Here is a 14,241-nt window from a genome sequence, read left to right on the forward strand (position 1 = left end):
GCCCGACGAACGACGGCGTCTATGCACGAAGTGATAAAAAGCGAAAACGATCACAAATTGCCTTGGATTGTGCTTTTCACGTCAGTGGTTAACAATGTCGGGCAGAATACGAGAGGAAAAACAGATGGCGAAGCAGGACGAACAGCGGCTCATGGTGAAAATTGCCACGCTCTACTATGTCGAAGGCAGGAAGCAATCCGATATTGCGCAGTTACTTAAGCTGTCCCAGTCGTTTGTTTCACGCATCCTGACCCGCAGTGTGAAAGAAGGCGTGGTGAAAATTAGCGTGGTTCCCCCCGCCAACGTTTTTCCTGAACTGGAAAAAGCGATCGAGCAAACCTATCAGTTACCTCAGGCTATCGTAGTGGATGTGGCAGAACAGGCTTCTGTCAGCGAAATTAAACAGGCGATTGGATCGGCGGCGGCTCACTATCTGGAGACGCGACTGCGCCCCGATGAGCTGATCGGCATCTCTTCCTGGAGCGGCACCATTCGCTGTATGGTCGATGCGTTGCATCCGCTGAATGCCTCATGCAAAGGGGTGATTCAGCTTCTGGGCGGCGTGGGGGCGAACGGCAACGTGCAGGCGACTATCCTGACGCAAAACCTGGCCGCGCTGCTGAACTGTCCGGCCTGGCTGCTGCCTTCGCAGTCGATTGAACATTCGGTGAGCGACCGTCAGCGGCTGGCGGCCAATCCGGAGGTGGCCGAGGTGCTGAATAAGTTCGGCGAAGTAGACCTGGCGATTGTCGGCATCGGCGACCTGGAGCCGTCCGCCCTGTTGCGCAACTCCGGTAACTATTACGATGCAACCATGTTGCGCACGCTGGCAGCGCGCGGCGCGGTCGGCGATATCTGTCTGCATTATTTTGACGAACAAGGCCAGCCCGTGCTGCAGGCCGACGAAGATCCGGTGATTGGTATGGAGCTGGAACAGGTCAGACAGTGTCCGCAGGTGGTGGCGCTGGCGGGTGGCAAAGAGAAGGCCCAGGCGATTCGCGGAGCCCTGCGCGGCGGTTATGTCAATGTGCTGATCGTCGATTACCCGACGGCCCGGCTGCTTGTGGGTTAAGTGTTTTCTCCTCACCTTCTGTCAGGTGAGGAGAAAAAACGCGACTCAGCTGATAGCCCGGTAGGCCGTGGTGACTTTCCATAAGTAACGCGGTGCCTGAGCCGCCGGATGCTTGTTCTGCACGTGCTGGTAGAATTCGTCCGGCGTCATGGCGTTAATCATGGCAATCGCGCGGTCACGATCGCGCGAGAACGTGCGAAGCAATGCCCCGGCACCGTTAGCGTAAGAAACAATCGTGGCATAACGCAGCGTGAGTGGATCGCGGATGCCGGACAGCGCAGACTGCTGGAGGATTTTGATATAGGCGGTGCCGATCTCAATATTCCTGGCGGGATCGCGTAACTCAGCGGTGGTCGGTTGCCCCCGGCGCCCCTGGGTGCGGTACACTTCACGTCCGGCCGTTGCCGCTTTGATTTGCATCAGCCCGACAGCATTCGAACGGCTGACCACGCCCGGATTTCCTCCGGATTCCACATTAATAATCGCGCTGATCAGTTTCTCATCCACCCCGTACTGGCTGGCCGCGCTTTCGGTAAAGAGTGACCATGTGCCCGAAATACGCGACGGTGGTGCCTGCGTCAGCGGTGTATTCTTCTCTTTAACATACGTATGCGGCGGTTCACTGGCACAGCCTGTCAGCAAAAGTGCTGAAATGACAAAGTAGCGAATTTTAAGCAATTTTTTATCTCGTCGCAGAAGTGGCGGAAGCTATCATACCTGGCAGGGTAAATTGCAAAATTACCGTTTATCCTAATTACAGTAGTCGGATGACTTATTGGCACTTTTTCGTCATTATCGTGACGTCTGTCACTGACTAATTTCAGGAATTTACTATGACGTCACGTTCAATCCGTCTTATCGCCCCTTCAGGTTATTGCCACAATCAGCCTGCAGCCCATCTGGGGGTTGAACGCCTGCGCGCAGCGGGGCACCAGGTTGAAAATACGGGGGCAATCGCACGGCGTTTTCAACGTTTTGCCGGTACGGATTCGGAACGCTTAGACGATATCAATGCGCTGGCCGATCTGGCGACCTTACCTGATATTGTGCTGGCAGTGCGCGGCGGCTACGGTGCCACGCGCCTGCTGCCCTCAATCAACTATGCCGCGTTACAGCGCCGCTTAGCGGACCAGCCGCTGGCACTGTGTGGCCATAGCGACTTCACCGTGATTCAACTGGCCTTACTGCAACACGCCGGAATAATCAGCTTCAGTGGGCCAATGCTGGCGGGCAACTTTGGCGCTGCGGTTTTATCCGAATTTACCCTGCAGCACTTTTGGCAGGCGCTGACATCACCTACAGTCAGTGTGAACTGGAAAAGTAAGACGCCCGATAACGGCACCTGGCACGGTACGTTATGGGGAGGAAACCTGGCGATGATCAGCTCGCTTATCGGTACGCCGTGGATGCCAGCCATCACAGACGGCATTCTGGTGATTGAGGATGTGAATGAGCATCCGTTCCGGATTGAACGTATGCTGCTGCAGCTCCACCAGTGCGGGATTCTGGCGCAGCAACGGGCGATTATCACCGGCAGTTTCACCAGCACCGCCTTGTCCGACTACGATAACGGGTTTGACTTCGCCACGGTCTGGCAGTACCTCCGCGATCTGAGCGGTCTGCCCGTTATCAGCGATCTGGATTTCGGTCACGGCCCTGACACCGTGACCCTGCCGTTGGGTGCCAGGGCGACCTTAGCGGTACATCAGGGACAGGTCAGTTTACAGGCAAGCGGGCATCCCGTATTGCGCACATAACTGGAGTTGCAGGAGATCGACATTGAAGCCGCTGTATGACGATTTGTGGATCTCTACGCCGGAGTTTCCGGAAGACGATGCCGTCGATATCATGATGCATGGGTTTTTACTGCGCCATCCGCGCGGTAATTTACTGATTGGCCGGGTGGAAAATCCGCTCGATCATGAAGTGCTGGCCGATGAGAACGGCGTGATTCGCCATTATCTGACTCACTGGCATGAGTCTGCACCGGGCGCAGCGGTAATCCAGAGGCGTTTTAGCAGCGCGCTGTACTGTCACAGCCGCTCGCTCGGGCAAATCAGCCGCTTTGTGGAGCCGGACGACACCTTTACCCAGCAGGAAACCCATTTCGGTGATTTTCATCTGTTGCCCACGCCCGGCCATACGCCCGGCAGCTGCAGCTACCTTTACCATTCGCCGCAGGGACCGACCTATTTATTTGTCGGGGATACGCTGACGCGTGATCATGACCGCTGGGTAACGGTGTTGGTACCCGACAGCAATCCTGCCGAACTGGCGGCGTCGCTGGAGCTTTACCGTAGCCTGCGTCCCGATGTGGTGCTGATGAGCACCACGCGTGGTCACCTGTCCTGGCAAAAGGTCACACTGCCCTGCTGGCTGGCCGCGATTGATGAGGCTGAGCAGCAACCGCTGGATTTGCGGCAGCAGGCGCTGCCCTCAGCATAGCGTTTTCGTCAGATAGTGACGCTGATGATGCATAATGTACTCGCCCAGCGTCAGCCGGACACGGTAACCCAGCTTTTCGTAAAACGGCTTTGCCTGAAAGCTGCCGGTATCCACCTGTGCAAAACGGCAGCCGCGCTGGCGGGCTTCCTGCTCAGCCGCCAGCACCAACTGGCGACCGGTGCCTTGCCCACGCAGCGCCTGTGCGACCCAGAGTAAATCAATGCGTAGCCAGTTGCCGGTGGTCGTGCCGGTCAATCCGGCCAGTTTCCTGCCCTGCGCATCGCAGATGAACAGCCCAAGGGGTTTAATCAGGTCAGCATCGTAAAACTGACTGTTCCAGGCATTCAGGCCCAGCCGGATTTCATCCAGATCCTTACTGCTCACCGTGTCAGTCAGGGTAATCTGCATTTATCTTCCTTATCGCTGTGGGTCAGGAGTCGTTGCGCTGGCGATCATCGTAGCGCTCAAGGCTCAGCGCATCGACCTCACGCGTCGTGGTACGGCGGCACGGGATCAGATCGTCGCTGTCATGGTAGACAAAGAAGGTGTCGAGGTTGCTTTTGTTCACGATCAACTGATCGCCGTTGCGAAAGCGTGTAATCGCGACCTTGTCGCCGTTATCCGTGCGGGTTTGCAGCTGGCCTGCGGCAATCTGGAAATGCTGTTTCGGCCAGTAAAGCGTGCTGAGCCCATATTGCGCCCGCGAGACGGTCATAACGGAGCGTCCGGGACACTGGATCTGAAACTCACTTTCGCTCCATGCGGACGCGCTGAAACCGGCGATCAGGCACAGGGCAAGACGGGCTGCTTTCATCTGATTCCTCCACTGAAAATAAGGGCGGCCACATGTCAGGTGGCGCTAAGACGCTGTAAGCAGGGGTAAAGCATCGCGCGGTGAGCGCGACCGCGCAATAAAAAACGGCACATCAGGCCGTAAGAGACGCGTGACTGGCTGCCGCCAGCGGGATGACACTCGCGCATGCGGATGCCAGGCGCGACGGATGAAACTTACTCTGCCGCAACCTCCGCCGCGACCAGCATCAAGGCCAGACCGGCAGGTTCGTTGTCGAAACTGCTCATGACATCGCGGATTTCTGTCGCACAGGCAATCACCTGCTGCCTTTTCTCTGCGTCCAGCGCATCGATGGCATGGCGAATAATCATTAGACTGGCTTCTTCTTCTTTCATCTTTTATCCCTGAATTTGCTTAAGCGACGCGCAAAGATGGCAAGAATAACGTTTATTTGCACCGAAAGTCATCTTTTACATTCCCACTGCTTAACGATTGAACAAACGGCAAATCAACCCGGCGCGCGTAAACGCTATGATCATGTTATTTGTCGCGTTTCAGGCTAAAATCGATCATTCATTCTATCGACCGGGGCAGGAGCAGGCTATGTTGCGACCAGGATTTTTCATTTTTATGGCACTGCTCTCAGGCTGTTCCTCTTCGCCGAAAGGCGTGGAGTGTCCGGGCGACGTCAGCACAATTTACGGTCAGTCACTGGGGCAAACGCAGGGAACGGTATTCGATCTGGTCACCGCGTTCAGCGTCAGTCGGGATGGCGTAAACGTGCAGAGCGGGCCGCTTCAGTCGCTGGATCGCTTTCAGTATGTCCCCTCTGCGGTGACGTCTGAAGGTTACTACGCCCAGCGCCTGTCCGATAAACAGTTTCGTCTGATCAACCCTTATCAGGACACCATGATTACCTGGACCTGTCCGTAAAGCGGGCAATCCTGACACTGCGTGATATAGTGTCAGGAAACGTCAAGCGACAGGTCAGGCTCATCATGGAAAAACGGCTGGATAACAACGGTTATATTGATTTCCCGTTCCCTGCTACCCGCAATGCAGATGGCTCTGTCAATCCCTGCGGTATCGACCTGACCCTGGAGACAGAACGGCTGGACGAGATCACCGTGATTCGTCACTCCCCTAACCTGCAACGTTTACTGGAAGAGGTGAATCTGCAGGAAGGCCTGTTTATGACCCTGGCCTGCGACTGGCAGCAGCAGGAAAACGCGGTATGCGGATTCATTGATATCGCCTTTCGGCCCGAACTCCTTCACTGTTCTCACAAGGAGGCACTCCAGCTAGAAGCCGCCTTTTATGACTATCTGAAGGAACAAGAGCAGCAGCACACGCTGGCAGCCGACACGCTGGTGAACTTTGCCCGTTGTGTACTCGACTGGGGCTGGTCACCGCTACAGCAACGCCAGCGCCATTATGAAAAAATCACGATTCAGTATTACTGCCAGCAGGCCGAGGATGCCGAGTGGTGCTTTGACCATCTGCGGCATTTTCTGGTGAGCTGGTATCCCAACACGCGATCCCATCCACTTCATCCCGTCAGGTGAAACAGCTGGTAATAATTTTCCTCGCCGGGCCCTCCGCGTGGTGGCGTTAACGCGCCCTGTCCGCTTCATGCCCGTCTCTCCGCGCCTTCCGCCAGTCCGATGGCCATCACCAGGCGGAGTTTTCATCTGGTCAATTCCCCCCTGACAGACGATTAATGCGTCTAAACGCAGCACAGTGGCGAAGGTTTGCTACGCTTTAAATGACTGTGATAACCAAGGAGATGAAGCATGTCAGGAAAAATTGAAGATGCCGTAAAAGAAGTCGCCGGTGCCGCAGAGCAACAATGGGGTGAAGTCACCGATTCGCCGCGTCACCGCGCCCGTGGTGCAGCCCGCCGCTACACCAACCAGGCATCCTATGCCGCACGCGATGCCGCCGATTGCATCAAAGATCAGATGCAGTCCAACCCGTTTGCGGGTCTGGCGGTTGCGGCCGGTGTGGGCGTCGTACTGGGTTTCCTGCTCGGTCGTAAGTAAGTTCAAAACGGGGGCGTTTGCTCCCGTTTTTCCTTTATGTCAGCTCCCGCGTGTGGTCGTCTTTATTGAGTGTCATCAGGGCCGGGATGGAAACCAGTGCCGTTGCCATCATATACCAAGCCGGAATATCCAGATTGCCCGTCTGCTTAATCAACCCTGTAATAATTAAACCCGCACAGCCGGAAAACACCGCATTGGATAACGCATAGGCGACACCCAGCCCGGTATAACGTACCGTTGTTGGAAACATTTCCGCCAGCATCGCAGGCCCCGGCCCGGCGAGCAAACCAACCAGTCCCCCCGCTATCAGCACCACCAGCGCTTTTAGCAGCAAACTCACGCCATCCGCCTGCACTATTTTCAATAGCGGCATCGCCATAAGTAGCAGGAGTACGCTGGCGCTAACCATGACACGACGCCGACCAACGCGATCACTGACGATGCCCGCCGGGATAATTGTCAATGCGAAGCCCACATTAGCGATCACGGCAATCAGCAGCGCCTGATTCATACCGGTATGTAGCGCCGACTGCAAATAGCCGGGCATGATCACCAGACAGGTATAGCCTGCGGAGGACCACAGCATGACGCGCGCGATCGCCAGGAAAATAATTTTTATCGTCTGGCGCGGTGCAGCCCTGACGCGCTGTTGTTGCTGGCGTGCAAAGTCCGGCGTTTCTGTAATTGCCATACGCAACCATAGCGCAACCAGGCCCAGCGGTAACGCCAGCCAAAACGGAATGCGCCAGCCCCATGCCAGCATCGCCTGCGGGCTGAGCAGCCAGGACAGCAGCGCCACCAGCCCCACGCCAGCCAACAGGCCAAACGCCACGGTCAGCGACTGCCAGGCACCATAGCGTCCACGTTGACCGCGCGGCGCAAATTCGGTTATCAGCGCCACCGCTCCACCGTATTCGCCGCCGGCAAATAACCCTTGCAGGATACGCAGTGCCGTAAGCAGCACAGGCGCGAGAATGCCCGCCGTCGCATAGGTGGGAATTAACCCGATAGCGGTGGTCGCCAGCGTCATCAATATCAGGACGGTGATCAGGACAGGCTTGCGGCCCAGGCGATCGCCCAGTCGGCCAAACACCAGAGCGCCAAGGGGGCGAAAAAAGAACGCAATGGCAAAGGACGCCCAGGTCAGGATCAGGCCACTCAGCGCAGACTCGCCCTGAAGCTGAAAAAAATTGTGCGCAATAATGGTGGCGAGGAAACCGTAGATGGCAAATTCATACCATTCGATAAAGTTGCCTACCGCACCCGCGATCAGAGCGCGTTTTGAGTGTTTTACGGGTGAAAGAGGCGTCACCATTCAGGGTTCCTCCGGGATTTATACAAAATCAGTACGGCGTTGACAGTGAGAGTATAGAATTTCAGCCGATACGATTTTGTCTCCCGGACGAAAATAATCACATCACACCCTGGCGCCCTGCCCTGCCCTGCGCGCAGTGCCGACAGCAATATACCGTCGGATAAACGGTTCGCGTAGGGGATTAAAAGCGCCGTGCGTGAGGCATTGCTACGTAATGAAGACGCCCTGTCAGGCAAGCGTGAGTGTTTTCGCCGTTGAATTTTTTTACGCATCAGAGTACGCAAAGCGATGGATACCCTGGCGCAGGACGGAATCATTCGCGCGGCTATGCCACACCGATTTGCAGCGCGCTGGAATAGTCATTAAAAGGACCGCACGGCTTTTCACAACAGGTTGGGTTAAGTGGCGAAAACCGGACACCCTGTGGCTGTAAAAACGCCGGATGCACTGCGATGTGGAGATTGCGGAAAAAGTGCAGTGAGCACCCGACGTCACGCTTACTAATCGCAAAGCACACGACAACGCGTATTCGCCATCCAGCGTTCTTATTAACTTCAATAAACCACCGCTTCGTTTAGTCAGAAGAGTCTGCCGTAAGCGGCTGGCGCAGCTCATTTCTGGACATGCTTCTTTTCGCTTTGCTGACATACTAATTTCTGCGTATTTATTAAACTACGCGCTGAGAATGAACGTTCATTACAAGGTAATTCATGAAAAATTTTCAGCGCAGTATGATCGCCGGGCTGGCGTTGATCATGGTGGGTTGCGATCAAAGCGGTCACCAACCTGATGCAGACATGACCACCGAGGTCGGGGTGAAAACGTTGCAAAGTACATCGGTAACGTTGACCAGCCAGCTTGCCGGACGCGTCACCGGCAGTATGACGTCGGATGTCAGGCCGCAGGTTGACGGTATCATCCAGAAGCGCCTGTTCACCGAGGGCGATGACGTGAAAGCCGGACAGGTGCTGTATCAGATTGATCCTGCAAGCTATCAGGCCAGCTATGATCAGGCCGTCGCGCAACTGAAGAATGCGCAGGCCCTCGTGAAGAGCAGTAAACTGAAAGCCGTACGTTATGCGGCGCTGGTAAAAGATAACGGCGTGTCGCGGCAGGATGCGGATGATGCGCTGGCAACCTATCAACAGAACGTCGCCTCCGTCGATCAGTACCGTGCTGCCGTGGAAAGTGCGCGTATCAACCTTAACTATACCCAAATCAAAGCGCCGATTAGCGGTCGTATCGGTATTTCGTCGGTGACGCCCGGCGCACTGGTGACCGCCAGCCAGACCACAGCACTGGCGACGATTCGTGCACTGGATCCCATCTATGTCGATCTCACGCAATCCAGCGTTCAGTTACTCAAACTGAGACGCCAGCAGGCGTCACTGCAGCAGAACAAAGATGGCGTACCCGTGACGGTGAAACTGGAAGATGGTACGACCTACGATCATCCCGGCAAGCTGGAGCTGACGGAAGTCTCGGTAGATGAAGCCACCGGCACGGTCACACTGCGCGCGATCTTCCCCAATCCCCAACATGAACTGTTGCCTGGCATGTATGTGCGCGCCAGCGTTGTCAACGGCGTGAAAAGCGATGCCATTCTGGCACCTCAGCAAGGCATCACCCGTGATGCCAAAGGCAATGCGACAGCGCTGGTGGTCGACAAAGCGAACAAAGTCGAAAGCCGCGATGTGGTAACCGATCGCGTGATTGGCAACAACTGGCTGATTAGCTCGGGACTTAACCGGGGTGACAAGCTGATCATTGAAGGCACCGCGAAAGTCCAGCCTGGCAGTGTCGTCAAGGCGGTGGACGTGACGCCGGGCGATACCGCCGCCAACAGTGAGGGCCACTGATATGTTGGCGCAGTTCTTTATTCGGCGGCCCGTTTTTGCCTGGGTGATCGCCCTTTGCATCATGCTGTTCGGTATCCTGAGTATTGTCAGTCTGCCGGTGGCGCAGTATCCCGATGTCGCCCCTCCGCAAATCAGTATTCAGGCCACCTACACGGGCGCATCGGCGGAAACGCTGGAAAGCAGCGTGACCCAGGTTATTGAGCAACAGCTCACCGGACTGGATGGGTTGCTCTATTTCAGTTCGACCAGCACCGCCTCGACCGGCCAGGTAAAAATTAATGTCACGTTTAAACAGGGCACCGATCCTGATATTGCCCAGGTCCAGGTGCAGAATAAGGTGCAGCAGGCCGAGAGCCGCTTACCGAGCGCCGTGACCGCACAGGGCGTGAATGTGCAGAAAGCCCAGAGCGACTTTCTGCTGATTCTGGCGGTGTACGATACGCGTAATAAAAGCAGCTCATCCGATGTCGCTGACTATATGGTCAGCAACATGGAAGACACGCTGGCGCGCGTGACAGGCGTAGGTAACGTACAGGTTTTTGGTGCCGAGTACGCGATGCGTATCTGGCTCGATCCCAGCAAGCTGGCGTCGTATTCGCTTATGCCTTCGGATATCACCACCGCCCTGGAGAGCCAAAACACCCAGGTCTCTTCGGGGCAGTTGGGCGCGCAACCGTCCAGCAACACGCAACAACTGGTCGCGACTGTGCGCTCGCGTTCGCGCCTGCAAACGCCTGAGCAGTTCCGCAACATCGTGCTGAAAAGCCAGGCCGATGGTTCTGTGGTACGTCTGAGCGACGTCGCCCGCGTAGAAATGGGCGATGAAGACTACAGTGCCAATGTCATGGCAAACGGCCATCCGGCATCCGGTATGGCTATCCAGCTGGCATCGGGGGCCAACGCACTCTCTACCGCCGAAAAGGTGAAATCCACCATTGATGAATTCCGGAGCAGCATGCCTGCCGGCTACGAAATTGCGTACCCGCTCGACAGCACAGACTTTGTCAAAATCTCGATTGAAGAAGTCGTGAAAACGCTGATCGAGGCGGTGGTTCTGGTGGTGATAGTGATGTTTGTGTTCCTGCAAAACCTTCGCACGACGTTGATTCCCACGATAGCCGTTCCGGTAGTGCTCATGGGCACCTTTGGCGTACTGTCCCTCTTCGGTTACTCCATCAACACGCTCACCATGTTCGGTATGGTACTCGCCATCGGCTTATTGGTGGACGATGCGATCGTCGTGGTTGAAAACGTTGAACGGGTGATGCGCGAAGAGGGATTACCGCCGCGTCAGGCAACTGAGAAATCCATGAAGGAGATTACAGGGGCACTGGTCGGGATTGCGCTGGTTCTCTCTGCCGTGTTCCTGCCCATGACCTTTTTCAGCGGTTCAACGGGCGTGATTTACCGTCAGTTCTCCATCACAATTGTCTCTTCCATGGTGCTGTCGGTTATTGTGGCGCTCACGCTCACGCCTGCACTCTGTGCCACCCTGCTCAAACCGCATCTTCACGGCAGTGGCAGCAAGGGATTCTTCGGCTGGTTTAACCGCCGCTATGACAACGTGCAGGCGCGCTATCAACGTGGCGTCGGCCATGTCATGCACCGTTCCGTACGTTATCTGTTGCTGTACGGCGTGCTGCTGATCGGTTGTGCCGTGCTCTATATGCGCCTGCCGACCGGTTTTCTGCCGACCGAAGACCAGGGCTATATCATGGTGCAGTATCAACTGGCGCCGGGTGCGACAGAAAATCGTACCCGTGAAGTCCGTCGTCAGGTACAGCAGTACTTTGAGACCCAGGAGAAAGCCAACGTCAACGTGAGCATGCTGGTGGATGGCTTCAGTTTTGCCGGTAGCGGACAGAATGCAGGGGTGGGGTTTATCTCGCTGAAGAACTGGAGTGAGCGTAAAGGCAGCGAGAACAGTGCCGATGCTATAGCAGGCCGGGCGATGGCGGCGCTGTCGCGTATCCGTGATGCACGAATCTTTGTGCTGTCGCCGCCGTCCGTTTCCGGTCTGGGTCAGTCCAACGGCTTTACGTTTGAACTGCAAGCGCGCGGTGCCACCACTCGCGATAACCTGCTGAAAATGCGTGACCAGCTGATTGCAAAAGCAAATCAGGATCCGGGACTCAGTGCCGTCCGTGCCAACTCCCTGCCAGATCTCCCTCAACTGGATGTCAGCATTGATGATGCCAAAGCACAGTCACTGGGCCTGACTATCAGCGATATTAACACCACACTCAGCGCGGCGATCGGCGGAAGTTATGTGAATGACTTCACCGACCGTGGCCGCGTGAAGAAAGTCTATATTCAGGGCGATCAACCGTTCCGCAGCAAGCCAGAGGATATCGAACAATGGTATGTACGTGGTACCGACAGCAGCAGTAACAGCACCATGGTGCCCTTCTCGTCCTTTGCCTCGTCGGGGTGGTCCTATGGTCCGGATGTGCTCTCTCGTTATAACGGCCTGGCCGCCTATGAAATTCAGGGATCGGCCGCCGAGGGGAAGAGTTCCGGTGATGCCATTACCGCGATGGAAACACTCGCCGCGACCTTGCCAGCTGGCTACACGTTCTCATGGAGCGGGCTCTCATATCAGGAAAAACTTGCCGGTAATCAGGCACTGTCGCTGTATGGCATTTCACTGATTGTCGTTTTCCTGTGCCTGGCCGCCTTGTATGAGAGCTGGTCAGTGCCGCTCTCGGTGATGCTGGTGGTGCCGTTGGGCGTTATCGGTTCGCTGCTGGCGATTACACTGCGTGGTCTGGAAAACGATGTCTACTTCCAGGTGGCCCTGCTCACCATTATCGGGCTTTCAGCGAAGAACGCCATTTTGATCGTGGAGTTTGCCGAGGAGCACTACCGCAAAGGCGAAAGCCTGATCAGCGCGGCGGTGCATGCAGCAACACTGCGCCTGCGTCCCATCATCATGACCTCGCTGGCGTTTACTGCGGGCGTCCTGCCGCTGGCGATCTCCACGGGTGCGGGAGCCAACAGCCGTATCGCCATTGGTACGGGCATTATCGGCGGCACCTTAACCGCAACCCTGCTGGCTATCTTTTTTGTCCCGCTGTTCTTTGTGCTGGTGCGCCGTGTCTTTCCTGGCCGACCGCACAACGATGTACCGTCAACCGAATCAGCGGTGAAGGCGAAGGAATAATGACAATGACTGCAAAACTTTTCACCCTGTTCTTACCCTGCCTTCTTGCAGGATGCGTCTCACTGGATCCGCATTATGATCGCCCTGCGGATGCCGTGAATGCGGTAACCCCAACCGGAGATGCCTATCGCAATCTGGAGAGGAAAACCGTTAATTATCGGGATATCGGTTGGCAGGATTATGTCCTGGACAGCCAGCTCCGCCAGGTTGTCGGGATGGCGCTGGACAGCAGCCGCGACTTACGTGAAGCCGTGGCGAGCGTGGAATCCGCGCATGCGCAATACGCGGAGCAACGTGCCGATCTCTTCCCGGCAGTCAACGCCGGAGTAAGCGGGACACGTTCTCGCGCACTGACCGGGGAAGGCAATCAGACAGCACTGGGCAATTCCTACTCTGCCGAGGGCAGCGTCAGCGCATTTGAGCTGGATCTATTTGGTAAAAACCAGAGCCTGTCGCGCCAGCAGTATGAAACTTACCTCGGTACACTGGAAGGCGCACGAAGTACGCGCCTGACGGTGCTGTATAACACCATTAATTACTGGCTACAGCTGGCGGCGGATCGCAGCAATCTGGCCATTGCAAAAGAGACGGCAGAAAATGCGCGGCAGTCACTGGAGGTCACGCGGAAACGCATGCAAAACGGCGTAGATTCGATGGTCGATGTGGCTTCTGCGGAAACCACCTATCAGTCAGCACAGGCCGACGTGGCCAGTTATACCACTCTCGTGGAGCAGGATAAAAACGCGCTGGACGTGGTGGTAGGGAAAACCGTTCCCGACAGGCTGCTGCCGCAAAACCTTGAGTCGATTGGCCAGGCGTTGCGCGATGTGCCGGCGGGAATAGCGTCGGATGTGTTGAATAATCGTCCTGATGTCTTGCAGGCTGAGCACAACCTGAAGGCGGCGAATGCCAACATCGGGGCGGCGCGGGCTAACTTCTTCCCAAGTATTTCACTGACCGCCAGCGGTGGTGTCGGCAGTGCCGATCTTTCGTCGCTGTTTAGAAACGGGGTGGGCATTTGGTCGTTTTCACCGAGCATTACCCTTCCCATTTTCAAAGGCGGCTACAACGTTGCTTACCTGAATTACACTAAAGCGCAAAAAGCCTATTACGTCGCGGCCTACGAGAAGTCAGTGCAGACTGCTTTCCAGGAGGTCGCCGATGCTCTGGCCCGTCGGGGGACCATCAAAGACCAGCTAAGCAGCCAGCGTAATAATGTGGCGGCCTCACAGACTTACGCCCAACTGGCAGACAGGCGTTATCAGGGCGGCGTGGATACCTGGCTGAACGCGCTAACTGCGCAGCGTACGCTCTACTCTGCCCGAACCAGTCTGGTCAGTGTGGAGCAGGCGTACTACCAGAACCTCAATACCTTCTACAAAGTGATGGGGGGCGGTTCGGCGCTAAAAGAGTCTGAACTGAAGCTATAAGCGTCCGACAGGCGAATGGGTTTACTGGGACACTCAGGTGCGCGTAATCACATCGCAGGGCTACGCGTTAAACGCATTACACCAGCAGGCCGTGATGCACGGCCATTCTGTATCAGAATGTG

General features: G+C 56.1%; 14 protein-coding genes. 9 read left to right on the forward strand and 5 right to left on the reverse strand.

Features of this window, described 5'->3' with window-relative positions; all coding sequences use genetic code 11:
* Positions 1–124 precede the first annotated feature (124 nt).
* Positions 125–1,072: a sugar-binding transcriptional regulator gene (locus RAC65_RS05600; protein WP_033737518.1), complete on the forward strand. Its 948-nt coding sequence runs from the start codon at positions 125–127 to the stop codon at positions 1,070–1,072.
* A 45-nt stretch (positions 1,073–1,117) separates the two neighbouring features.
* Here RAC65_RS05600 and emtA read toward each other — a convergent pair whose 3' ends face one another.
* Positions 1,118–1,750, reverse strand: a complete 633-nt coding sequence (emtA, locus tag RAC65_RS05605; RefSeq protein ID WP_006119712.1) for a membrane-bound lytic murein transglycosylase EmtA — start codon at positions 1,748–1,750, stop codon at positions 1,118–1,120.
* 155 nt (positions 1,751–1,905) lie between these two features.
* Here emtA and ldcA point away from each other — a divergent pair, with 155 nt between their 5' ends.
* Both ldcA and RAC65_RS05615 read left to right on the forward strand, forming a co-directional pair.
* On the forward strand, positions 1,906–2,829 hold the full coding sequence (ldcA, locus tag RAC65_RS05610; protein WP_375096477.1) for a muramoyltetrapeptide carboxypeptidase: 924 nt from the start codon (positions 1,906–1,908) through the stop codon (positions 2,827–2,829).
* Between the two features lie 22 nt (positions 2,830–2,851).
* Positions 2,852–3,517: an MBL fold metallo-hydrolase gene (locus tag RAC65_RS05615; RefSeq protein WP_375096478.1), complete on the forward strand. Its 666-nt coding sequence runs from the start codon at positions 2,852–2,854 to the stop codon at positions 3,515–3,517.
* Here the strand turns inward: RAC65_RS05615 and RAC65_RS05620 are convergent.
* From RAC65_RS05620 to RAC65_RS05630, 3 genes are all read right to left on the reverse strand, one after another.
* Complete coding sequence (locus RAC65_RS05620; RefSeq protein ID WP_006119715.1) at positions 3,509–3,925, reverse strand: GNAT family N-acetyltransferase; 417 nt, start codon at positions 3,923–3,925, stop codon at positions 3,509–3,511. The two genes, RAC65_RS05615 and RAC65_RS05620, sit on opposite strands and share 9 nt — an antisense overlap.
* A gap of 22 nt (positions 3,926–3,947) precedes the next feature.
* Complete coding sequence (locus tag RAC65_RS05625) at positions 3,948–4,331, reverse strand: hypothetical protein (RefSeq protein WP_205950027.1); 384 nt, start codon at positions 4,329–4,331, stop codon at positions 3,948–3,950.
* A gap of 194 nt (positions 4,332–4,525) precedes the next feature.
* Entirely contained in the window at positions 4,526–4,705 is a 180-nt protein-coding gene (locus RAC65_RS05630; RefSeq protein WP_375096479.1) for a hypothetical protein, read from the reverse strand.
* A gap of 208 nt (positions 4,706–4,913) precedes the next feature.
* Here RAC65_RS05630 and RAC65_RS05635 point away from each other — a divergent pair, with 208 nt between their 5' ends.
* From RAC65_RS05635 to RAC65_RS05645, 3 genes are all read left to right on the forward strand, one after another.
* Positions 4,914–5,243, forward strand: a complete 330-nt coding sequence (locus tag RAC65_RS05635; RefSeq protein WP_033737760.1) for a hypothetical protein — start codon at positions 4,914–4,916, stop codon at positions 5,241–5,243.
* Between the two features lie 65 nt (positions 5,244–5,308).
* Positions 5,309–5,875 carry a hypothetical protein gene (locus tag RAC65_RS05640; protein WP_375096480.1) on the forward strand — a complete coding sequence of 189 codons (567 nt, stop codon included), beginning with the start codon at positions 5,309–5,311 and terminating at the stop codon, positions 5,873–5,875.
* A 228-nt stretch (positions 5,876–6,103) separates the two neighbouring features.
* Entirely contained in the window at positions 6,104–6,352 is a 249-nt protein-coding gene (locus RAC65_RS05645) for a DUF883 family protein (protein WP_006119721.1), read from the forward strand.
* A 34-nt stretch (positions 6,353–6,386) separates the two neighbouring features.
* Here RAC65_RS05645 and RAC65_RS05650 read toward each other — a convergent pair whose 3' ends face one another.
* The gene (locus tag RAC65_RS05650) at positions 6,387–7,667 is read right to left on the reverse strand and encodes an MFS transporter (RefSeq protein ID WP_375096481.1); all 1,281 of its coding nucleotides are present in this window, start codon (positions 7,665–7,667) and stop codon (positions 6,387–6,389) included.
* A 710-nt stretch (positions 7,668–8,377) separates the two neighbouring features.
* Here RAC65_RS05650 and RAC65_RS05655 point away from each other — a divergent pair.
* Genes RAC65_RS05655 through RAC65_RS05665 form a run of 3 tightly spaced genes read left to right on the forward strand, consistent with a single transcriptional unit; the run spans position 8,378 to position 14,119 of the window.
* Positions 8,378–9,526, forward strand: a complete 1,149-nt coding sequence (locus RAC65_RS05655; RefSeq protein WP_058708840.1) for an efflux RND transporter periplasmic adaptor subunit — start codon at positions 8,378–8,380, stop codon at positions 9,524–9,526.
* A 1-nt stretch (position 9,527) separates the two neighbouring features.
* Entirely contained in the window at positions 9,528–12,689 is a 3,162-nt protein-coding gene (locus RAC65_RS05660; protein ID WP_375094325.1) for an efflux RND transporter permease subunit, read from the forward strand.
* Positions 12,689–14,119: an efflux transporter outer membrane subunit gene (locus tag RAC65_RS05665; RefSeq protein WP_375096482.1), complete on the forward strand. Its 1,431-nt coding sequence runs from the start codon at positions 12,689–12,691 to the stop codon at positions 14,117–14,119. The genes RAC65_RS05660 and RAC65_RS05665 overlap by 1 nt, the downstream gene beginning before the upstream one ends.
* Positions 14,120–14,241 lie beyond the last annotated feature (122 nt).

The organism is Pantoea sp. BS_8 (assembly GCF_041954965.1).
Taxonomy (GTDB): Bacteria; Pseudomonadota; Gammaproteobacteria; order Enterobacterales; family Enterobacteriaceae; genus Pantoea; species Pantoea stewartii.